17 protein-coding genes are annotated in these 16634 nt (G+C 56.0%); 10 read left to right on the top strand and 7 right to left on the bottom strand.

Annotated features, from left to right (window positions below; all coding sequences use genetic code 11):
* Positions 1-76: 76 nt before the first annotated feature.
* The 3 genes from rpoZ (at position 77) to LC073_RS04725 (ending at position 3039) form a co-directional block, all read left to right on the top strand.
* Positions 77-340, top strand: coding sequence for a DNA-directed RNA polymerase subunit omega (gene rpoZ / locus LC073_RS04735; RefSeq protein ID WP_226644105.1), 264 nt, complete (start codon positions 77-79; stop codon positions 338-340).
* A gap of 55 nt (positions 341-395) precedes the next feature.
* Positions 396-2513 (top strand): bifunctional GTP diphosphokinase/guanosine-3',5'-bis pyrophosphate 3'-pyrophosphohydrolase, encoded by a 2118-nt coding sequence (gene spoT, locus LC073_RS04730; protein ID WP_226644103.1) that lies wholly within the window; start codon positions 396-398, stop codon positions 2511-2513.
* Positions 2514-2655: 142 nt separating this feature from the next.
* On the top strand, positions 2656-3039 hold the full coding sequence (locus tag LC073_RS04725; protein ID WP_226644102.1) for a RidA family protein: 384 nt from the start codon (positions 2656-2658) through the stop codon (positions 3037-3039).
* 94 nt (positions 3040-3133) lie between these two features.
* Here the strand turns inward: LC073_RS04725 and LC073_RS04720 are convergent, their stop codons facing one another.
* Complete coding sequence (locus LC073_RS04720) at positions 3134-4018, bottom strand: NAD-dependent epimerase/dehydratase family protein (RefSeq protein WP_226644099.1); 885 nt, start codon at positions 4016-4018, stop codon at positions 3134-3136.
* 232 nt (positions 4019-4250) lie between these two features.
* Complete coding sequence (locus LC073_RS04715) at positions 4251-4511, bottom strand: GlsB/YeaQ/YmgE family stress response membrane protein (protein WP_020413961.1); 261 nt, start codon at positions 4509-4511, stop codon at positions 4251-4253.
* 189 nt (positions 4512-4700) lie between these two features.
* On the opposite strand from LC073_RS04715, the gene LC073_RS04710 reads away from it, so the two are divergent.
* Entirely contained in the window at positions 4701-5624 is a 924-nt protein-coding gene (locus LC073_RS04710; RefSeq protein WP_226644079.1) for a hydrogen peroxide-inducible genes activator, read from the top strand.
* Positions 5603-7705, top strand: a complete 2103-nt coding sequence (gene recG, locus LC073_RS04705; protein ID WP_226644076.1) for an ATP-dependent DNA helicase RecG — start codon at positions 5603-5605, stop codon at positions 7703-7705. The genes LC073_RS04710 and recG overlap by 22 nt, the downstream gene beginning before the upstream one ends.
* 12 nt (positions 7706-7717) lie before the next feature.
* Here recG and LC073_RS04700 read toward each other — a convergent pair whose 3' ends face one another.
* On the bottom strand, positions 7718-9037 hold the full coding sequence (locus tag LC073_RS04700) for a dicarboxylate/amino acid:cation symporter (RefSeq protein ID WP_226644074.1): 1320 nt from the start codon (positions 9035-9037) through the stop codon (positions 7718-7720).
* Positions 9038-9183: 146 nt separating this feature from the next.
* On the opposite strand from LC073_RS04700, the gene LC073_RS04695 reads away from it, so the two are divergent.
* From LC073_RS04695 to phoR, 4 genes are all read left to right on the top strand, one after another.
* Positions 9184-9792 (top strand): chorismate--pyruvate lyase family protein, encoded by a 609-nt coding sequence (locus tag LC073_RS04695; RefSeq protein WP_226644072.1) that lies wholly within the window; start codon positions 9184-9186, stop codon positions 9790-9792.
* 35 nt (positions 9793-9827) lie between these two features.
* The gene (ubiA, locus tag LC073_RS04690) at positions 9828-10670 is read left to right on the top strand and encodes a 4-hydroxybenzoate octaprenyltransferase (protein ID WP_226644386.1); all 843 of its coding nucleotides are present in this window, start codon (positions 9828-9830) and stop codon (positions 10668-10670) included.
* A gap of 109 nt (positions 10671-10779) precedes the next feature.
* A complete protein-coding gene (gene phoB / locus LC073_RS04685; RefSeq protein ID WP_226644069.1) occupies positions 10780-11484 on the top strand; it encodes a phosphate regulon transcriptional regulator PhoB in 705 nt (234 codons plus the stop codon).
* 132 nt (positions 11485-11616) lie between these two features.
* Positions 11617-12948 carry a phosphate regulon sensor histidine kinase PhoR gene (gene phoR / locus LC073_RS04680; protein ID WP_226644066.1) on the top strand — a complete coding sequence of 444 codons (1332 nt, stop codon included), beginning with the start codon at positions 11617-11619 and terminating at the stop codon, positions 12946-12948.
* Between the two features lie 22 nt (positions 12949-12970).
* Here the strand turns inward: phoR and LC073_RS04675 are convergent, their stop codons facing one another.
* The 4 genes from LC073_RS04675 to LC073_RS04660 all read right to left on the bottom strand — a co-directional run bounded on the left by LC073_RS04675 (position 12971) and on the right by LC073_RS04660 (position 15265).
* A complete protein-coding gene (locus tag LC073_RS04675) occupies positions 12971-13330 on the bottom strand; it encodes a hypothetical protein (RefSeq protein ID WP_226644064.1) in 360 nt (119 codons plus the stop codon).
* Between the two features lie 2 nt (positions 13331-13332).
* Positions 13333-13944 carry a DUF938 domain-containing protein gene (locus LC073_RS04670; RefSeq protein WP_226644061.1) on the bottom strand — a complete coding sequence of 204 codons (612 nt, stop codon included), beginning with the start codon at positions 13942-13944 and terminating at the stop codon, positions 13333-13335.
* Positions 13941-14717, bottom strand: coding sequence for a peroxide stress protein YaaA (yaaA, locus tag LC073_RS04665; protein ID WP_226644059.1), 777 nt, complete (start codon positions 14715-14717; stop codon positions 13941-13943). Before yaaA ends, LC073_RS04670 begins: the two co-directional genes overlap by 4 nt.
* A 68-nt stretch (positions 14718-14785) precedes the next feature.
* Entirely contained in the window at positions 14786-15265 is a 480-nt protein-coding gene (locus tag LC073_RS04660) for a DUF4265 domain-containing protein (protein WP_226644051.1), read from the bottom strand.
* A gap of 69 nt (positions 15266-15334) precedes the next feature.
* Here LC073_RS04660 and LC073_RS04655 point away from each other — a divergent pair, with 69 nt between their 5' ends.
* Positions 15335-16621 (top strand): M48 family metalloprotease, encoded by a 1287-nt coding sequence (locus LC073_RS04655; RefSeq protein WP_226644049.1) that lies wholly within the window; start codon positions 15335-15337, stop codon positions 16619-16621.
* Positions 16622-16634 lie beyond the last annotated feature (13 nt).

Raw genomic sequence — 16634 nt, 5'->3', positions numbered from 1 at the left:
TCCGCGGTCCGGTAAAATAACCGGCCCCCCGAACAGAATTCGCCCTTCTGGGCACAGTGAATGGAACCGAAAGTTTATGGCACGTATCACCGTTGAAGATTGCCTGGAGCACGTCGACAACCGCTTCGAACTCGTTATCGTGGGTAGCAAGCGCGCCCGCCAGATCGCTACTGGCGGACACGATCCGATGGTTCCAGAAGAGAACGACAAGCCCACCGTTATCGCCTTACGCGAAATCGAAGAAGGCCTGGTAGATGCGAGTATTCTCGATCAGCCTGACCGCGAAGTGGCCCCGGCGCCCATGGCCGCCCCGGCTTACCTATCCGACCAGGAAATCTGATTTCGATCTGTTCTGACCCAGAGTTTTATGAGAGATATGAGAGGCGCGCGCGGCATTGCACACCATCGATAGTCTGGCCCACCGCCTCTCCTCATATCTGCCTCCCGAGCAAATTCAGATAGTCCGTCGCGCCTATTTCTACGCGGAACAGGCACACGACGGTCAGCAGCGCCGTTCCGGCGAGCCCTACGTGACTCACCCTCTGGCGGTGGCCACGATTCTCGCCGGCATGCATATGGATCACGAGAGCCTCGCGGCGGCCATGCTCCACGATGTGATCGAAGACACCGGCATCCCCAAAGCCGCTCTGGTAGAGCAGTTTGGTAGCGAAGTTGCCGATATTGTCGATGGCGTATCCAAGCTGACCCAGTTTGAAACGGACAGCGCTGCGGAAAAGCAGGCGGAAAACTTCCAGAAAATGGCCCTGGCCATGGCGCGCGATATCCGCGTGATTTTGGTCAAACTGGCCGACCGCCTGCATAATATGCGCACCCTCGGCGCTCTCAAGCCGCAAAAGCGTCATCGCATTGCCCGCGAAACCCTGGAAATCTACGCACCCATTGCCCATCGCCTGGGGATGAACGATGTGCGTATCGAATTTGAAGACCGATCCTTTTTTGCGATCCACCCACTGCGCGCGAGTCGACTGCGTGCCGCTCTGGTAGCCGCGCGCGGCAATCGCAAGGAATTACTGGAGCAAATTCAGAACGCCATAGAGTTACGCCTGCAGCGGGAGGGGATAAGCTCCCTGGTGATCGGCCGCGAGAAACACCTGTTCAGCATCTACCAAAAGATGCGCGCCAAGAAGAAATCCTTTAAGGAGATTATGGATGTCTATGCTTTCCGCATTATCGTGGACAGTGTGGACACCTGCTATCGGGTGCTGGGCGTGATGCACAGCCTGTATAAGCCGGTCATCTCCGAATTCAAGGATTATGTTGCCATCCCCAAATCCAATGGATATCAGTCCCTGCACACTGTTCTATTGGGCATGCATGGTGTACCCATTGAGGTGCAAATTCGCACCAAGGAAATGGACGAGATGGCCAACAGCGGCATCGCCGCCCACTGGCTGTATAAAGCCTCTGGTGATGAAGTGATCAACACCGGCGGCACCAGCCAGGTGCGTGCACGCCGCTGGGTGCAGGGCCTGTTGGAAATGCAACAGCGCGCCGGTGACTCCCTGGAATTTATCGAGAACGTCAAAATAGATCTCTTCCCCGACGAGGTCTATGTATTCACCCCCAAAGGACAGATTATCGACCTGCCCGCCGGTGCCACTGCGGTGGATTTCGCCTACTCGGTGCATACGGATATCGGCAATTCCTGTGTGGCGGTGCGTATCAACCAGCGCTTGGCGCCCCTGTCTCAGCCGCTAGCCAGTGGACAGAAGGTGGAGATTCTCACCCGCAAAAACGCCCAGCCAAATCCGAACTGGCTCAATTTTGTTGTAACCGCCAAGGCCCGCAGTGCCATTCGTCACTTTCTCAAACACCAGCGCCACCACGACTCCATCGCTCTGGGGCGACGCCTGCTCGAAAAGGCCCTGGGTAAATTTAATACCCGCCTCGAGGAGCTGGCACCTGAGCAACTGGAACAGGGATTACAGGAAGCCAAGTGCCCCACCCTAGAGAAGCTGCTAGAGGAAATAGGCCTCGGCAACAAGGTAGCCTTCTCCGCAGCCAAACTGTTGGCTCCCGCCCACAGTGAAGAGGCAGAAGCGAGCAACATATCCTCACCACTGACCATCGACGCCCAGGAGGGCATGATGATCAGTTTTGCACGCTGCTGCCGGCCAATTCCGGGGGATACCATTATCGGCCATATCAGCTCAGGCAAAGGCGTGGTGGTACACCGGGATACCTGCCGCAATACCAACGAATTCCGTGAACACCCGGAAAACCTGATGCCAGTTAACTGGTCTCCAGATGTACGCGGGGAGTTCCTCGGCGATGTGCGGGTGGAGGTGGAGTCTGAGCGCGGCATTATCGCGCGCCTGGCCACACGTATTACCGAAGAAGGCGCCAGTATCGAGCAGATCAATGTGGACGAGAAGGACGCCCACAACAGCGTGATTTCTCTCACTCTGGAAGTAAGCGGCCGTGTTCATCTGGCGAGGGTCATGAAAAGGCTGCGCAATCTGCCATCTGTAATTCGCATCTCACGTCCCTGAGGTATCTTGGCGATATAATTGTTATCGCATCACAGCGACAAGTTTTTTACTTTTCTAGGCCTATAGCGTCGCTGCCATTCACCATTAAAGCGCGCTATATTTACCCGCTTTCTGCAAATAGCAATAAGTAATGGAGTGCCCAATGCCCAACCGCGCGATTATCAAGACAGACAAGGCTCCCAAAGCAGCCGGCACCTATTCCCAGGCGGTAAAGGTCAACGATACTGTGTACCTGTCTGGGCAGATAGGACTGGACCCCAAAACCCAGGAAATGGTTTCCGGCAGTTTTGTCGATGAGGCGCGCCAGGTTTTCCGCAACCTGGGGGCAGTGTGTGAAGCCTCGGATGGCTCGCTTCAGCATATTGTGAAGCTCAACCTCTACATCACCGACAGCAGCAACTTTGCCGCGGTAAATGAGGTGATGACAGAATTTTTCCAGGAGCCATACCCGGCGCGTGCCACCGTGGTGGTTAAAGAGCTGCCTCTTGGGGCGCAATTTGAAGCCGAAGGAGTGATGGTGCCCTAACCCAGAAGAGCATCATACTGTAGGGCCGGGCACACGCCCGGCTCATTCACACTCTAACTTTCTCTCAGCTAGATTTCCCACTCTTAGCTTTCTACTAGCCTTCCGCTTCCAATAATGCACCGTAGCCCACTTTGTAATCAGGATATTTAAGCTGATAGCCACTGGCGAGCATGCGCTGGTTACTGAGCTTCTTCGAGCGGCGCTCACTGGTCTGAACAATCTCACGCAGATGGGCACTGGTATAGCCCATTGCCTTCACCAGCCATTGCTGCAGCTCATACATGGGCACCGGCTTGCTGTCAGCACCAATATACAGTGGCTCCGGCTTCCACCCCTGCTTATGCCTTTCAACCAAGTGCAGCAAAAAGCCAATGCAGTCATCCACATGAATGCGGTTACTGAACTGAGGAGGCTGGGGTGGGGCACAGCGACCGGCACGTACTTGGGAGAGCAGGCGATCGCGACCGGGGCCATAGATGCCGGCAAAACGTACAATGCAGGCACCCGGTATCGCCGAATGAATAATATCCTCCGCCGCGAGCAGTGCCTCCCCCTGAAAACCGCTGGGCACAGGGAGTGTCTGCTCATCGAGAAAATCATCGCCGCTCTGACCATACACGCGGGTGGACGACGCCCAAATCACCATGCGCGGCGGTTTTGGCAGGCGCGGAATAGCCTCGCTCAGCGCCCGAGCCGTCTCGACATAAGCGCGCTGATAACCGCCTGGGGTATGTTCATCCGGGGTAAATGTAGCGAGGATAATATCGGCACCATCCGCCAGAAGGCGTTCGATATCCCCCACCTTGGTGGCATCCCCCCGGCGCCAATTGACCGCATCTGCACGTCGCTTACTCGCCAGGGCTACAAGTGGATTGCGCCGCATGCCGTATACGCTGTATTGCTTGCGGTCTATATTGAGCGCAAGACGCGCCCCGAGGTCGCCACACCCAAGGATCCAAAGCTTCTCTTTTTGTGTCATATAGTTCCCGGCAATCGGGCGTCTGGGACAGCGTCGATTGCCATATTCCCTTGATATTGTGCTGTTGCGTCCCGCTGGAGAAACCCTACCTGGGGAACCCCTAGCCTTTTTCTCTGGCCATTTATGCGGTACGCCAAAAATAATCCGCAAACGATTGCGGCTTTACCATCCTTGAATAACGATGCGAGGCACTTTCGCGCCTCGCCATTCCATCTGCCACTCTGGTATTGAACTAATTACCGCGCCGTTTGAGTAAGCGGTAGACAGCGAGAAAGATAATCGCACCAATGGTGGCTGTTATTATGTCGCCAAATCCGAAACCGGTCACGGGTCCACCGAATCCAATCAGGGCGCCCAACCAACCACCGATAAAGGCGCCAATGATGCCAATCACCATTGTGACTATCCAACCACCGGGATCTTTACCTGGCATGATCCATTTCGCTAAGGCGCCGGCAATCAATCCGAGAATAATCCAGGATAAAACTCCCATGGCGTTTCTCCATTCTGTTGGCACCCATAAGATATAGCAAAATTTTGCGCCTCAATCCCATATACCCTTCCATAATTGGTAATTTTTTCCAACTTTGTGCTTGAGATGACAGCTTGAAGTTCAGTAGTGGTCAGCAGCCATTATTTATGAATAATACCTATCAACCACTAATCTTTAATTGTCTTTACCATGACCCTCAATGAACTGCGCTACATAGTCACTCTCGCTCAGGAACAGCATTTCGGCCGCGCTGCTGAACGCTGCTTCGTCAGCCAACCGACCCTGTCTATCGCGGTAAAAAAATTGGAGAAAGAGCTGGGGGTAGCCCTCTTCGAGCGCTCCAAGACCCGGGTACAGGCCACGCCACTGGGAGAGCGCATCGTCGCCCAGGCCCAACTGGTGTTGGAGCAATCCGCCGCTATTAAAGATATCGCCAGCGCCGGTAAAGACCAGCTGGCAAGCCCCCTTTCGGTTGGGGCGATATTTACCATAGGCCCCTATCTGTTCCCGCATTTCATTCCGCAGCTGCAACACCTGGCCCCGGACATGCCCCTCTATGTCGAAGAAGGTTATACCGCCACCCTGCGCCAGCGCCTGCGCAAGGGGGAGTTGGATGCAATCATTATCGCGCTGCCATTCACCGAACCCGATGTTGTTACCCAACCACTTTATGACGAACCCTTCGTAGTTTTGATGCCGGCGGGGCATCCCCTTGCGCAACAGGAATTCATAGATCCTGAGCAGCTCACCAAAGATAATGTGCTGCTGCTGGGGGAGGGCCACTGTTTCCGCGATCAGGTGCTTGAAGCCTGCCCACATCTGCAGGTGACTATGGACAAGGAGAGTGGTGGTGGCGGTATTCGCACAGCTGCCGATGGCAGTTCGCTGGAAACCCTGAGGCACATGGTGGCTTCCGGGCTCGGCATCACCGTATTGCCATTCTCCGCTGCCACCGCCTCGCAATATGCCAGCGGGCTGCTGGAGACCCGCCCATTTAAGGCACCCGGCCCCCGTCGTACCGTCGCCCTGGCCTGGCGCGCCAGTTTTCCACGCCACCGTGCTATCGATATATTGCGTGAGGCCATCAGCCAGTGTCACCTGATCGAGCCATAAACAGCCTTGGGGATCAGCCGGTCACCAACCTCAAAGGGGTAGGGGACAAGTTTGCCCAGGTGCTGGCCAAACTGCACATCCACTCCCTGCAGGACCTGTTGTTCCACCTGCCACTGCGCTATCAGGATCGTACCCGAGTCGTGCCGGTGGCCGGACTCACCGCCGGGATGGATGCCGTTATTGAAGGCGAAGTGACCGCAGCCGATGTGGTCTTCGGCCGCCGGCGCAGCCTGGTGGTGAAGCTGCAGGATATGAGCGGCAGTATCACCCTGCGTTTTTTCCACTTTTCTGCGGCACAGAAAAACCGATTTGCCCGCGGTGTGCGCCTGCGCTGCTTTGGCGAGGCACGCCGCGGCGCCGCCGGCCTGGAGCTGTACCACCCGGAAACTGAGGTGGTCGGCAGTGAAAACGCCACTACCGAGGAAACCCTGACGCCGGTTTACCCCCTGACCGAAGGCGTCAGCCAGGGGCGTATGCGCGGCCTGATGCAGCAGGCAGTGGCGCTGCTGCGAAACGGAGCGGTGACCGAGCTGCTCCCCGCTGAGTTATTGCCAAAAACACTGCGTTATCCCCTGAGTGACGCCCTGATTTATCTGCACTCCCCCCCTGCCGGCACCCAGCTGGAACAGCTCGCCGCCGGCACGCATCCCGCACAGCAGCGCTTGGCATTGGAAGAACTGCTCGCGCACCACTTGAGCCTGCTGGAGCTGCGGCGCAACAGCGCCAGGGTCGCAGCACCGCCACTGCCCGTAAACAAATCCCTGGAGAGGGATTTTCTTTCGCGCCTGCCATTTGCGCTCACCGGTGCACAACAGCGGGTCTGCGAGGAGATCGCCGAAGACCTCGCCCAGGACACCCCCATGATGCGCCTGTTGCAGGGAGATGTCGGCGCCGGCAAGACTTTGGTAGCCGCCATGGCCGCCCTCAAAGGCATCGGCGCTGGGGCTCAGGTGGTGGTAATGGCACCGACTGAGATTCTCGCCGAACAACATAGAATCAATTTCTGCAACTGGCTTGAACCTCTCGGTGTTCAGGTCGCGCAACTCACCGGCAGCTTAAAAGCCGCCGAGCGACGCGAGCAGTTGGGCAAAATTGCCAGTGGCGAAGCGCAACTGGTGGTAGGCACCCACGCCCTCTTCCAGGAGGGGGTGGTGTTCCACAATCTGGTGCTGGTAATTATCGACGAGCAACATCGCTTCGGGGTGCGCCAGCGTTTGGAGTTGCGCGAGAAGGGCGCCGCCAGCGGTGCCACCGGCAGGCTGCAACCACACCAGTTGATCATGACCGCCACCCCGATACCCCGCACACTGGCTATGTCCGCCTTTGCCGACCTGGATTGCTCCATCATTGACGAGCTGCCCCCTGGGCGCCAGCCGATCAACACCGTAGCAATCTCCAGCGACCGCCGTGACCAGGTGATGGAAAGGGTACACAATGCCATTGCTGAAGGGCGCCAGGCCTACTGGGTCTGCACCCTGATTGAGGAGTCCGAGAGCCTGCAGGCTCAGGCGGCGGAGTCCACCGCCGAGGAATTAGCCGAGATGCTCGATGGTGCGCGCGTAGCCCTGGTACACGGGCGCTTAAAGCCGGAACAGAAAGAGCAGGTCATGAGTGCCTTTAAAGCCGGTGAGGTGGACTTGTTGGTGGCGACCACGGTGATTGAGGTCGGGGTGGATGTGCCCAATGCCAGCCTGATGATTATTGAAAACCCCGAGCGCCTGGGCCTCGCCCAGTTGCACCAGCTGCGCGGTCGGGTGGGGCGCGGCTCTATAGCTAGTCACTGTGTACTGTTATACGGCACTCCGCTATCACAAAATGGCCGCGCACGTCTGCAGGCCCTGCGCCAGCACAGCGATGGCTTCGCCATCGCGGAGGAGGACCTGCGCCTGCGCGGCCCCGGTGAAATACTCGGCACCCGCCAGACCGGGGAAATCCAGCACCGTATCGCCGACCTACAGCGGGATGCGGAACTGCTGCCGCAGGTGCAAAAAATCGCCGCATCTCCGGCACTGAATCAGGAAATGCGCAGCCAGCTGATCAAACGCTGGCTACAGAACAAGCCCCGCTTTGCCGAGGCTTGATAGCTGGGCGCCTCAGTGGGCGCCAATGGTATTTTGCTGGTCGTTGGCATTTACACTGTTGTAATTGGAGTCATAGTAGACCTCCTCATCCAGTGCGCCCTCACTCTTAGCCACCACGCTGCTCACCACCGCGTCGCCGGTGATATTCACCGCGGTGCGCACCATATCCAACAGACGGTCGACGCCGATAATAATGGCGATACCCTCCAGCGGCAGGCCCACCTGCTGCAGCACCATACCAAGCATGATCAGACCAACGCCGGGCACACCCGCAGTGCCAATGGAGGCCAGCGTTGCCGTCAGAATTACGGTGAGATAGCCGGTAAAGCCAATTTCAATTCCATAGAACTGGGCGATAAAGACCGTAGCCACCCCCTGCATAATCGCGGTGCCATCCATGTTAATAGTGGCGCCAAGAGGTATGGTAAAAGCAGCGATCTTGTTATCGACACCGAGACGCTTTTCCACCGTCGACAGGGTTACCGGGATGGTAGCCGCTGAGGAAGCCGTACTGAAAGCGAAGACCATGGTGGACCACATTTTCTTTAACAACTCCAGCGGATTGAGGCCGCTTAAAAGCTTTAAGAGAATCGAGTAAACACCCAGGGCATGGATTAGCAGAGCAGATAAAACGACCAGGAAGTATTTACCCAGTTGCACCAACCCTCCGAATCCAAGATCCGCAAATGTCTTCGCCAAAAGGGCAAATACCCCATAGGGTGCAAATACCATCAGCACTCCAACCATGCGCAGTACAACGGTATTCATATCGTTGAAGAAAGCTGCAATTCGCTGGCCCGGTTCGCCACAACGGGAAATCGCATAGCCCATCAACAAAGCAAACACGATAATCTGCAACATGTTACCTTCGGCCATGGCCGCGACCGGGTTGGTGGGGAAGATATTCACCAGGACTTCTGAAAGGGGTGGAGACTCCTTTGGCTGGAAAGTAGAATTTACCGTCGCAGCAGCCTCACTTACACCAACTCCAGGCTGGAATACCAGAGCCAGGCACAGCGCCACTGTTATGGCAATCGCCGTGGTTAACAAATAAAGAAGAACCGTTTTACCCGCCAACGGCCCGATCCGGCTACCCTCCGACAGGGCACAGGCACCGCTGATTAGGGATACCAGTACCAGTGGTACCACCATCAATTTCAGCGAAGCAATAAAGATACGGCCGACGATATCGAAGAGCCCCTCGGTCAGGTAGAGGTTGATGGCTTCAGTAACGCCGGTTCCCAACAACTGGCTGGCATTCAAGTAATTGAACAAGACCCCTAGGCCAATGCCCGCCACCATCCCCAGAAGAATTTTGGTCGTAAGCCCCATAACAAGCTTCTCTTTATAAATTCATTGTTTTCATTAAAGGGAGCACTATATCGATTGCCGCCTCGGTGAGCAAAAATCCAACGGGGTGGCGCCAGCCGCCAGAGGGCAGGGTACAATGCCCCCTTTTGCAGACTGCGGAGTTATCGTTGCACCAATCTCCATTTGTACCTGCGGGCGATTGGCAGGGGCGGCCATTTGAACCGGCGCAGTCCCAGCCTCCGGAAAACCTGATGCCGTGGCTGGCGTACACCGGTTCGCTCACCGCAGCCCTGAAGCAATTGAGTAGAGGGGACTTTAGCGTGCGGGTACTCGGTCAGAGCTGGCAACTGCCCCGCGCCGAGGAGTGCCGCGCACTTAATTTAAATCGCCGCAGCCGCGCCCTGGTGCGAGAGGTTCTATTGCTGGGCTATGGCCAACCCTGGGTTTACGCTCGTAGTGTCCTGCCCCTGCGCAGCCTGCAGGGCAAGTCCCGCAACCTGCGCAGCCTGGACAGCCGCCCCCTGGGGGAGCTGCTTTTCAGCGAACCGGGGATTCGCCGCGGTGAAATAGAGTTCAATCAGTTGCGCCGCAACCCCGATTTGAAGGCTCAAGGGCTCTGCAACGAGGGTGACAACGTCTGGGGGCGCCGTTCAATATTTTGGCTGCGGGGCAAACCCCTGCTGGTGGCAGAGGCCTTTCTCACGCACTTTCGCCCCGACGGCCCACCCATAGCCCCAAAAACCAATAACCAAGCACAGGGAGATAAGCTACCGTGATCAGCCAACAAATCACCGCGCGCTGGCCCGCCGTAATGCCCTATTGGCAATTGGCGCGTATGGATAGGCCCATCGGCTCCCTGCTACTGCTATGGCCAACCTGGGCCGCACTTTGGCTCGCCGCGGGCGGCTGGCCAGGGCTGCATCTGTTTGCGGTGTTCACCCTGGGAGTCATACTGATGCGCGCGGCCGGCTGTGCGGTAAACGACTTTGCCGACCGCGAGATTGACGGCCATGTAAAGCGCACCGCCACGCGCCCCCTGGCCACAGGAAGCATTACCCCCAAGGCAGCCCTGGGCCTCTTTGCCGGGCTCAGCTTCGCGGCTTTTCTACTGGTCCTCACCACCAACCGGCTAACGATTTTATTGTCACTGCCAGCACTGGCATTGGCCTTCTGCTACCCCTTCGCTAAGCGCCATACTCACCTGCCACAAGTGGTACTGGGTGCGGCATTCAGTATGGGCATCCCCATGGCTTTTGCCGCAGTGACTGGCGAAGTCCCGCCACAGGCTTGGCTTCTTTATACTGCCAACCTGTTATGGACTCTCTGCTACGACACTTTCTATGCCATGGTGGATCGGGATGACGACCTGAAAATCGGGGTCAAATCCACGGCAATTCTGTTCGGGGATATGGACAGAGCCATGACTGCAGCCCTGCAGTTTTTGGTGTTACTGGCACTACTGTTGATGGGCCAGCGCTTTGCTCTCGGCGCCATTTACTATGTGGCTATGGCTGTCGTGGCGGCGCTCTTTTCCTACCAACAGTGGCTGATCCGCGACCGGGACAGAAACGCCTGCTTCAAAGCATTTCTCCATAACAACTGGGTAGGAATGGCGATTTTTGCCGGAATATTCCTACATTTTCTCTTCAATTGATCTAGGTCTGGGAGTTGGGGCACAACCGTCATATATTTGTCATATAAATCCCGTTTAATCCCCGGCCATAACCGGGAACTTCTGACAACAGAACGGGTATGGCAGCCAAATGCACAGTAAAACGATCCTGATTGTCGACGACGAATCCGCTGTACGCGATATGCTGCGGGTGGCGTTGGAAATGGCAGACTACCGTTGCCTGGAGGCGGAGAACGCCCAGGAAGCCCACGCCCTGGTCATCGATGAAAAGCCAGACCTTATTCTTCTCGATTGGATGCTGCCCGATGTATCCGGTGTAGAACTGGCCCGCCGCCTCAAGCGCGACGAGCTGACCACTGCGGTGCCCATTATCATGCTCACCGCCAAGGGTGAAGAAGATAATAAAATCAAAGGGTTAGAGACGGGCGCCGACGACTATATCACCAAGCCATTCTCCCCCCGCGAGTTGGTAGCGCGCCTCAAGGCGGTACTGCGCCGCGCCGGCCCAGCCACCCCTGAAGATCCCCTCAGCGCCGGAGATTTGGTTCTGGACCCGATCAGTCACAGGGTCAACATTAAGGGACAACCGGTGGATATGGGGCCGACCGAATTTCGCCTGTTGACCTTCTTCCTCTCTCACCAGGAGCGCGCCTACACCCGCACTCAACTACTTGACCATGTTTGGGGCGGTAATGTGTATGTGGAGGAACGCACGGTCGATGTGCATATTCGCCGCCTACGCAAAGCACTGGCACTGGATGGTCACGACCGTTATATCCAGACAGTGCGCGGCACAGGCTATCGATTTTCTGTGCAAACTGTCGAAAAAGTGTGACAATCCCCTGGATCGGCACTGACTCCCGCGGTAACCAATGGTCACTCCTGTAGAGGACCGGGTTTCTAAGATGTACAGAGTCCGGGGGTGGAAACAGCCCTCCCGACGACCGCCAGGTAACACGGCAAGGCTATGTTGGATCGCAGTATTGGCGAATTTTCGCGCTTTTTAATTATTGCACTGGGCTGCTTGACTCTCGGTTTTACCACCTCCGAGTGGTCCCTAACCCTGATCTTGGGTCTGGCAGCCTACCTGCTCTCGGTGTTGTGGCAACAACATCGCTTCAATCGGTGGCTGGTCAATGGCCGCCGCGGCCCTGCACCCACCGCTTTTGGCATCTGGGGCGAAATCTACGACGACTTCTACCGTATGCAGCGTCGCCACCGCCGCGAAAAACAAAAACTGCATGCCATGTTGCGCCGTGTTCAGGACAGTACCAGTGCTCTGCGAGAGGGTATTGTGGCACTGGAGAATGGCGACCACCTGGCCTGGTGGAACCCCGCCGCTGGCGAGTTACTCGGCCTGCAATCCAGCGATCAGGGACAATCCCTGGTGAACTTCGTGCGCGATCCCATATTTGTCAGCTATATGCACAGCGAGGACAACAGTCCCCGCGGACCACTGACTCTGCAGGCTCCTGGCAATGAAGCTCTTCACCTCCAGCTGGAAGTGACCCGCTACGGTAAGGATGAAGCTCTGGTGATTGTTCGCGATATCACCCGCCTGCACAATCTCGAGCAAATGCGCCGGGATTTTGTCGCTAACGTCTCCCATGAACTGCGCACTCCGCTCACCGTAATCGCCGGCTACCTAGAGACCCTGCAAAGCAGCGATATGGCCCCCCCCGCTTGGCGACGCCCCCTGATTCAGATGGAGGAACAGGCCGCACGCATGACCACCTTGGTCAACGATCTGCTGCTTCTGGCACGCTTGGAGACTTCCGAGCGGAAATCCGGCGACGTTTCTGTGGATGTGCGCGAGTTGATGGAGCGGGTTGCCCGCGAAGCGCGCAGCTTTAGCGGCGACCGCCACCCGATCAGTGTTGAGTGTGAAGGGGATTGCAGCATCCGCGGCGATGCCAGCGAGCTACATAGCGCCTTCGCTAACCTGGCACTCAATGCAGTGAAATACAGTCCGGGGAACGGAGAAATCCAGCTGCGCTGGTGGCAAGATAACAATGGCGGACACTTCAGTGTACGGGACCAAGGTATCGGCATAGATCCGATTCATATCCCGCGCCTTACCGAACGTTTTTACCGAGTCGACCCGGGTCGCTCCCGCGATAGCGGCGGCACGGGATTGGGCCTGGCCATTGTCAAACATGTACTATTGCGCCACGGCGCAGAAATGAATGTTCGGAGCGTCCCGGGTCAGGGCAGTACCTTCACCCTGCACTTTCCGTCCTCCAAGTTGGAAGAGAAACCCTCCAGGGCACTGTTACAAGACGAAGGAGCGGATTCCTGATCCGCCCCTGCAGCAGTAAATGCTATTCAAATTCTGACAATTTTACCGGTTCACCATCTTTGGTGTAGGTAGCTTCCTCTTCATCGTGTACCGGTGTACTCTCCCGGCGCAAAATCAAGTGATGCAACTGTAAGTCTCCATCCCGCAATAGCAGATGCTCATTGCCGTCATCATCAACAGGCAAAGGCTTGGTACCGACCAATGCATCGCGCAACGCGCGCAGCCGCGGTACATCCTTATAGCGATTCAAGTCATTAGAGAGACGTGTTTTCATGCGCTCACTCTCATGCAGGGCAGCGGCGGTCTCTCGATACTTGGCGAAAAAGAAAACAGCTCCTATGGCAAAAGCCACAACGACCGATACTTCAAACCATACGGGCATAATCACTCCTTGTTATCGTATTTACGCCAAACAACCAACTGATTGTTAGCCGGCAGGTAATTTAATTCTTCTCGGTGCATGCCTACATCCCCTGCCAACTGATCCAACCACTCCAGATCGCGAATACCGCTGTCGGGATTGCGCTCTTTGAGATAGATATCGAAATCTGCGTTGCTGGGACCGACAAAACTACCATCGATCTTGAAGGGACCATAAACAACCAACAGTCCACCGGGTTGTAACAGAGTATGCAGCTTGTGAAAAAAGCGCTGCACCGACTCCCGCGACATGATGTGCAGGGTATTCGCGCTAAACACCGCATCAAAATTCAGCTCAGGCCAGGACGCATCGACATCCAGGGCCAGCGGTTGGCGCAGGTTCTGTGCGGGCTCACTCGCCAGCCAGGCGCGTACACCGGGTAGCATTTCCGCGCGTTCCGAGGTCTGCCAAATTAAGTGGGGCAGACGCGGGGCAAAGTAGATCGCGTGCTGGCCTGTGCCGCTCCCCACCTCCAATACCTTATGACTATCTTCCAGCAGGCGGCGCAAGTGGGAAAGGATTGGATCGCGATTGCGCGCACAAGCCGGCGCATCCGGCAGGCTGGAATCGCTCATTGCTGCTCATCCCGAGTAAAGACCCACTCCCGCTCACTGGACATCTCCAAATTATAGGAATAGCCAGCCACGTCAAAGCCTTTAAGCTCCTCCGCTTTCTTCACCCGCTGCTCAATGGCCCAGCGGCTCATCATGCCCCGCGCCTTTTTGGCAAAGAAACTGATCATTTTGTACTGACCATTTTTTAGATCTTTGAAGTGGGGAGTGATTACCTCCGCATCGAGCACTTTGGGCTTTACCGCCTTGAAATACTCATTAGAAGCGAGGTTGACCAACTCCCGACTCTTCAGGGTATGTAGCTGTGAATTGAGCGCCTCAGTAATTCGCTCTCCCCAGAATTCATACAAATTCTTACCACGGCTATTTTCAAATCTGGTCCCCATTTCCAGGCGATAGGGCTGCATCAAGTCCAGTGGACGCAACAGGCCGTAGAGGCCGGAAAGCATACGCAGGTGCTTCTGGGCATAGCTGAAATCGCGCTTGCCCATGGTTTCGGCAGCCAGACCAGTGTAAACATCACCCTTAAATGCGAGCAGGGCTGGGCGTGCATTCTTATCGGTGAAAGGGCGTTTCCAGGATTGGAAGCGGTCGTAATTCAACACACCGAGCTTGTCGGAAATCTTCATCAGGCTGGAGATCTGTTGTGGGCTCAAATCACGCAACTCTTTGATTAGTGCCACTGACTCCTTGAGAAAATCCGGTTGCGTGGTTTCCAGGGGGGGAATTTCGCTCTCGTAATCCAGCGTCTTGGCTGGAGAAATCACTATTAACATCGGGTGCCTTACTTATCGCTGCTTCGCTTTCCGTTTGGGTCCAGCCGTTCGGACCAACGGTCAATAGCTTACTCCGGCTTCAATATATCCTGCCACCAATTGAGTGGCGTCTGGCCATCTTTGGGATCGTAGACATTACCGTAGTACCAGGCACTGTTCGCACCATCGCAGACACTATTAAGAATTTCTTCAATTTTGTCGAAACCACAGCTCACATGGATGCTGTATACCAACATTCGTGGAACTTCCAGATCCAGCTCACCTCCAAGTTTTTCCAGCTGCGGGCTCAAGCGGTCGGAAAGTTCGGCGCTGTCACCGCGACAAAAGACGCGGACCGCCAGATTACCTGAACGCTTTACCAACTCGAACTGCTGGGTATCTTTATCCACCTTAATGCAATCGCCACTGGCGATGCCTTTTATAAATGCGGGAGAACGCACCAACTGGCAGCTATCGTCCTCGTTGACACGCACCTGTAAGCGCTCCACCACCGGTTCGCCATCGGGATTGGTGCCCGCAAATAACTCAATTACCTGAAGTGCCGTCATAACCTCTATTCCCCGACTGTGTACAATGGGTGATCGTTGAATACTCGGCATTATACAGGGAGGCAAGCAATGATCTCGCGTAACCAGGCTTTCTTCGCCGCACTGGCGTTGACAGCGACTTCAATTCTCAATGGCTGTGTCACCAATCCGGTGACTGGAGAGCAACAGCTTTCCCTGATTTCAACCCAGCAGGAATTGAATTTAGGACAGCAACAATACCCGATCAACCAACAACAGCAGGGTGGCCAGTACACCATAGACCCAAGCCTACAGGAATATGTGAGCCGGGTCGGGGAGAAACTGGCACGGGTCTCGGACCAACCTCAGCTGCCCTATGAGTTTGTGGTGTTGAACAACTCCGTTCCCAACGCCTGGGCACTGCCTGGAGGCAAAATCGCCATTAACCGGGGTTTACTGGTCCTGCTCGAGGATGAAGCGGAGCTGGCCGCTGTACTCGGCCACGAGATTGTCCACGCTGCAGCACGCCACTCCGCCACCGCCATGTCACAACAACAGGTGCTCGGGGCGGGGCTGGCAGTACTCGGTGCCGCCACCAAGGAATCCGCCTATGCGGACCTTATTTCTACCGGCAGCCAGCTGGGTGGTTCAGCCTATATCGCCCGCTACGGTCGCGGCAACGAACTAGAGTCCGACGAATATGGCATGAAATATATGGCTGCCGCCGGCTATGACCCCCAGGGCGCCGTGGGTCTGCAACGCAAGTTCGTCGAACTCTCGAAGGGGCGCCAAAGCAATGGTTTGGAAGCCCTCTTCGCCAGCCACCCACCATCACAATCCCGTGTCAGCGCCAATATCGAGCACAGTAAATCCCTACCCAAGGGCGGAGTTACCAACCGCGATGCCTATCAAAAGGCCATAGCGCAACTAAAGCGCGATGCCGATGCCTATGAAAATTATGATGATGCCCTAAAAGCAGCCAATAAAAAGCAGTTTGATACGGCACTGAATCTGGTACGAAAGGCACAGAAGCAACAACCCAAAGAAGCCTCTTTCTTCGCACTGGAAGGAGATCTACTCGCCCAGAAAAAACAATTTGATAAAGCCCATCAGGCCTACGACCGCGCCGTACAGAAAAATCCAGCACTGTTTTCCCACTGGTTAAAACGCGGAATGGCAAGTGCACAGCTAAATGATTACACCGCAGCGGAGAGAGACCTAAACCGCTCACTACGCTACCTCGAGACAGCCTATGCACACTTCTATCTGGGCGAGGTATATGAAAAGCAGGGAAATAAACAAAATGCTGTCAAGCACTACGAAACTGCAGCCGGGGCGGGGGGAGAAATTGGCTCTAAAGCGCAGGCTCGGATGCAGGCGTTGACGGGAAAGGGCTGAATTTATCGTTTAG

The organism is Microbulbifer variabilis (genome assembly GCF_020524905.1).
GTDB lineage: Bacteria > Pseudomonadota > Gammaproteobacteria > Pseudomonadales > Cellvibrionaceae > Microbulbifer > Microbulbifer variabilis_A.
This window is presented reverse-complemented; position numbering and strand designations above follow the sequence as displayed.

Coding starts and splice junctions, on each gene's coding strand:
- rpoZ (WP_226644105.1), top strand. CDS start 77: ATGGCACGTATCACCGTTGAAGATTGCCTGGAGCACGTCGACAACCGC.
- LC073_RS04700 (WP_226644074.1), bottom strand. CDS start 9,037: ATGGGGCTTACGACCAAAATTCTTCTGGGGATGGTGGCGGGCATTGGC.
- LC073_RS04725 (WP_226644102.1), top strand. CDS start 2,656: ATGCCCAACCGCGCGATTATCAAGACAGACAAGGCTCCCAAAGCAGCC.
- LC073_RS04670 (WP_226644061.1), bottom strand. CDS start 13,944: ATGAGCGATTCCAGCCTGCCGGATGCGCCGGCTTGTGCGCGCAATCGC.
- LC073_RS04715 (WP_020413961.1), bottom strand. CDS start 4,511: ATGGGAGTTTTATCCTGGATTATTCTCGGATTGATTGCCGGCGCCTTA.
- phoB (WP_226644069.1), top strand. CDS start 10,780: ATGCACAGTAAAACGATCCTGATTGTCGACGACGAATCCGCTGTACGC.
- phoR (WP_226644066.1), top strand. CDS start 11,617: ATGTTGGATCGCAGTATTGGCGAATTTTCGCGCTTTTTAATTATTGCA.
- LC073_RS04710 (WP_226644079.1), top strand. CDS start 4,701: ATGACCCTCAATGAACTGCGCTACATAGTCACTCTCGCTCAGGAACAG.
- ubiA (WP_226644386.1), top strand. CDS start 9,828: ATGCCCTATTGGCAATTGGCGCGTATGGATAGGCCCATCGGCTCCCTG.
- LC073_RS04720 (WP_226644099.1), bottom strand. CDS start 4,018: ATGACACAAAAAGAGAAGCTTTGGATCCTTGGGTGTGGCGACCTCGGG.
- LC073_RS04660 (WP_226644051.1), bottom strand. CDS start 15,265: ATGACGGCACTTCAGGTAATTGAGTTATTTGCGGGCACCAATCCCGAT.
- LC073_RS04675 (WP_226644064.1), bottom strand. CDS start 13,330: ATGCCCGTATGGTTTGAAGTATCGGTCGTTGTGGCTTTTGCCATAGGA.
- yaaA (WP_226644059.1), bottom strand. CDS start 14,717: ATGTTAATAGTGATTTCTCCAGCCAAGACGCTGGATTACGAGAGCGAA.
- LC073_RS04655 (WP_226644049.1), top strand. CDS start 15,335: ATGATCTCGCGTAACCAGGCTTTCTTCGCCGCACTGGCGTTGACAGCG.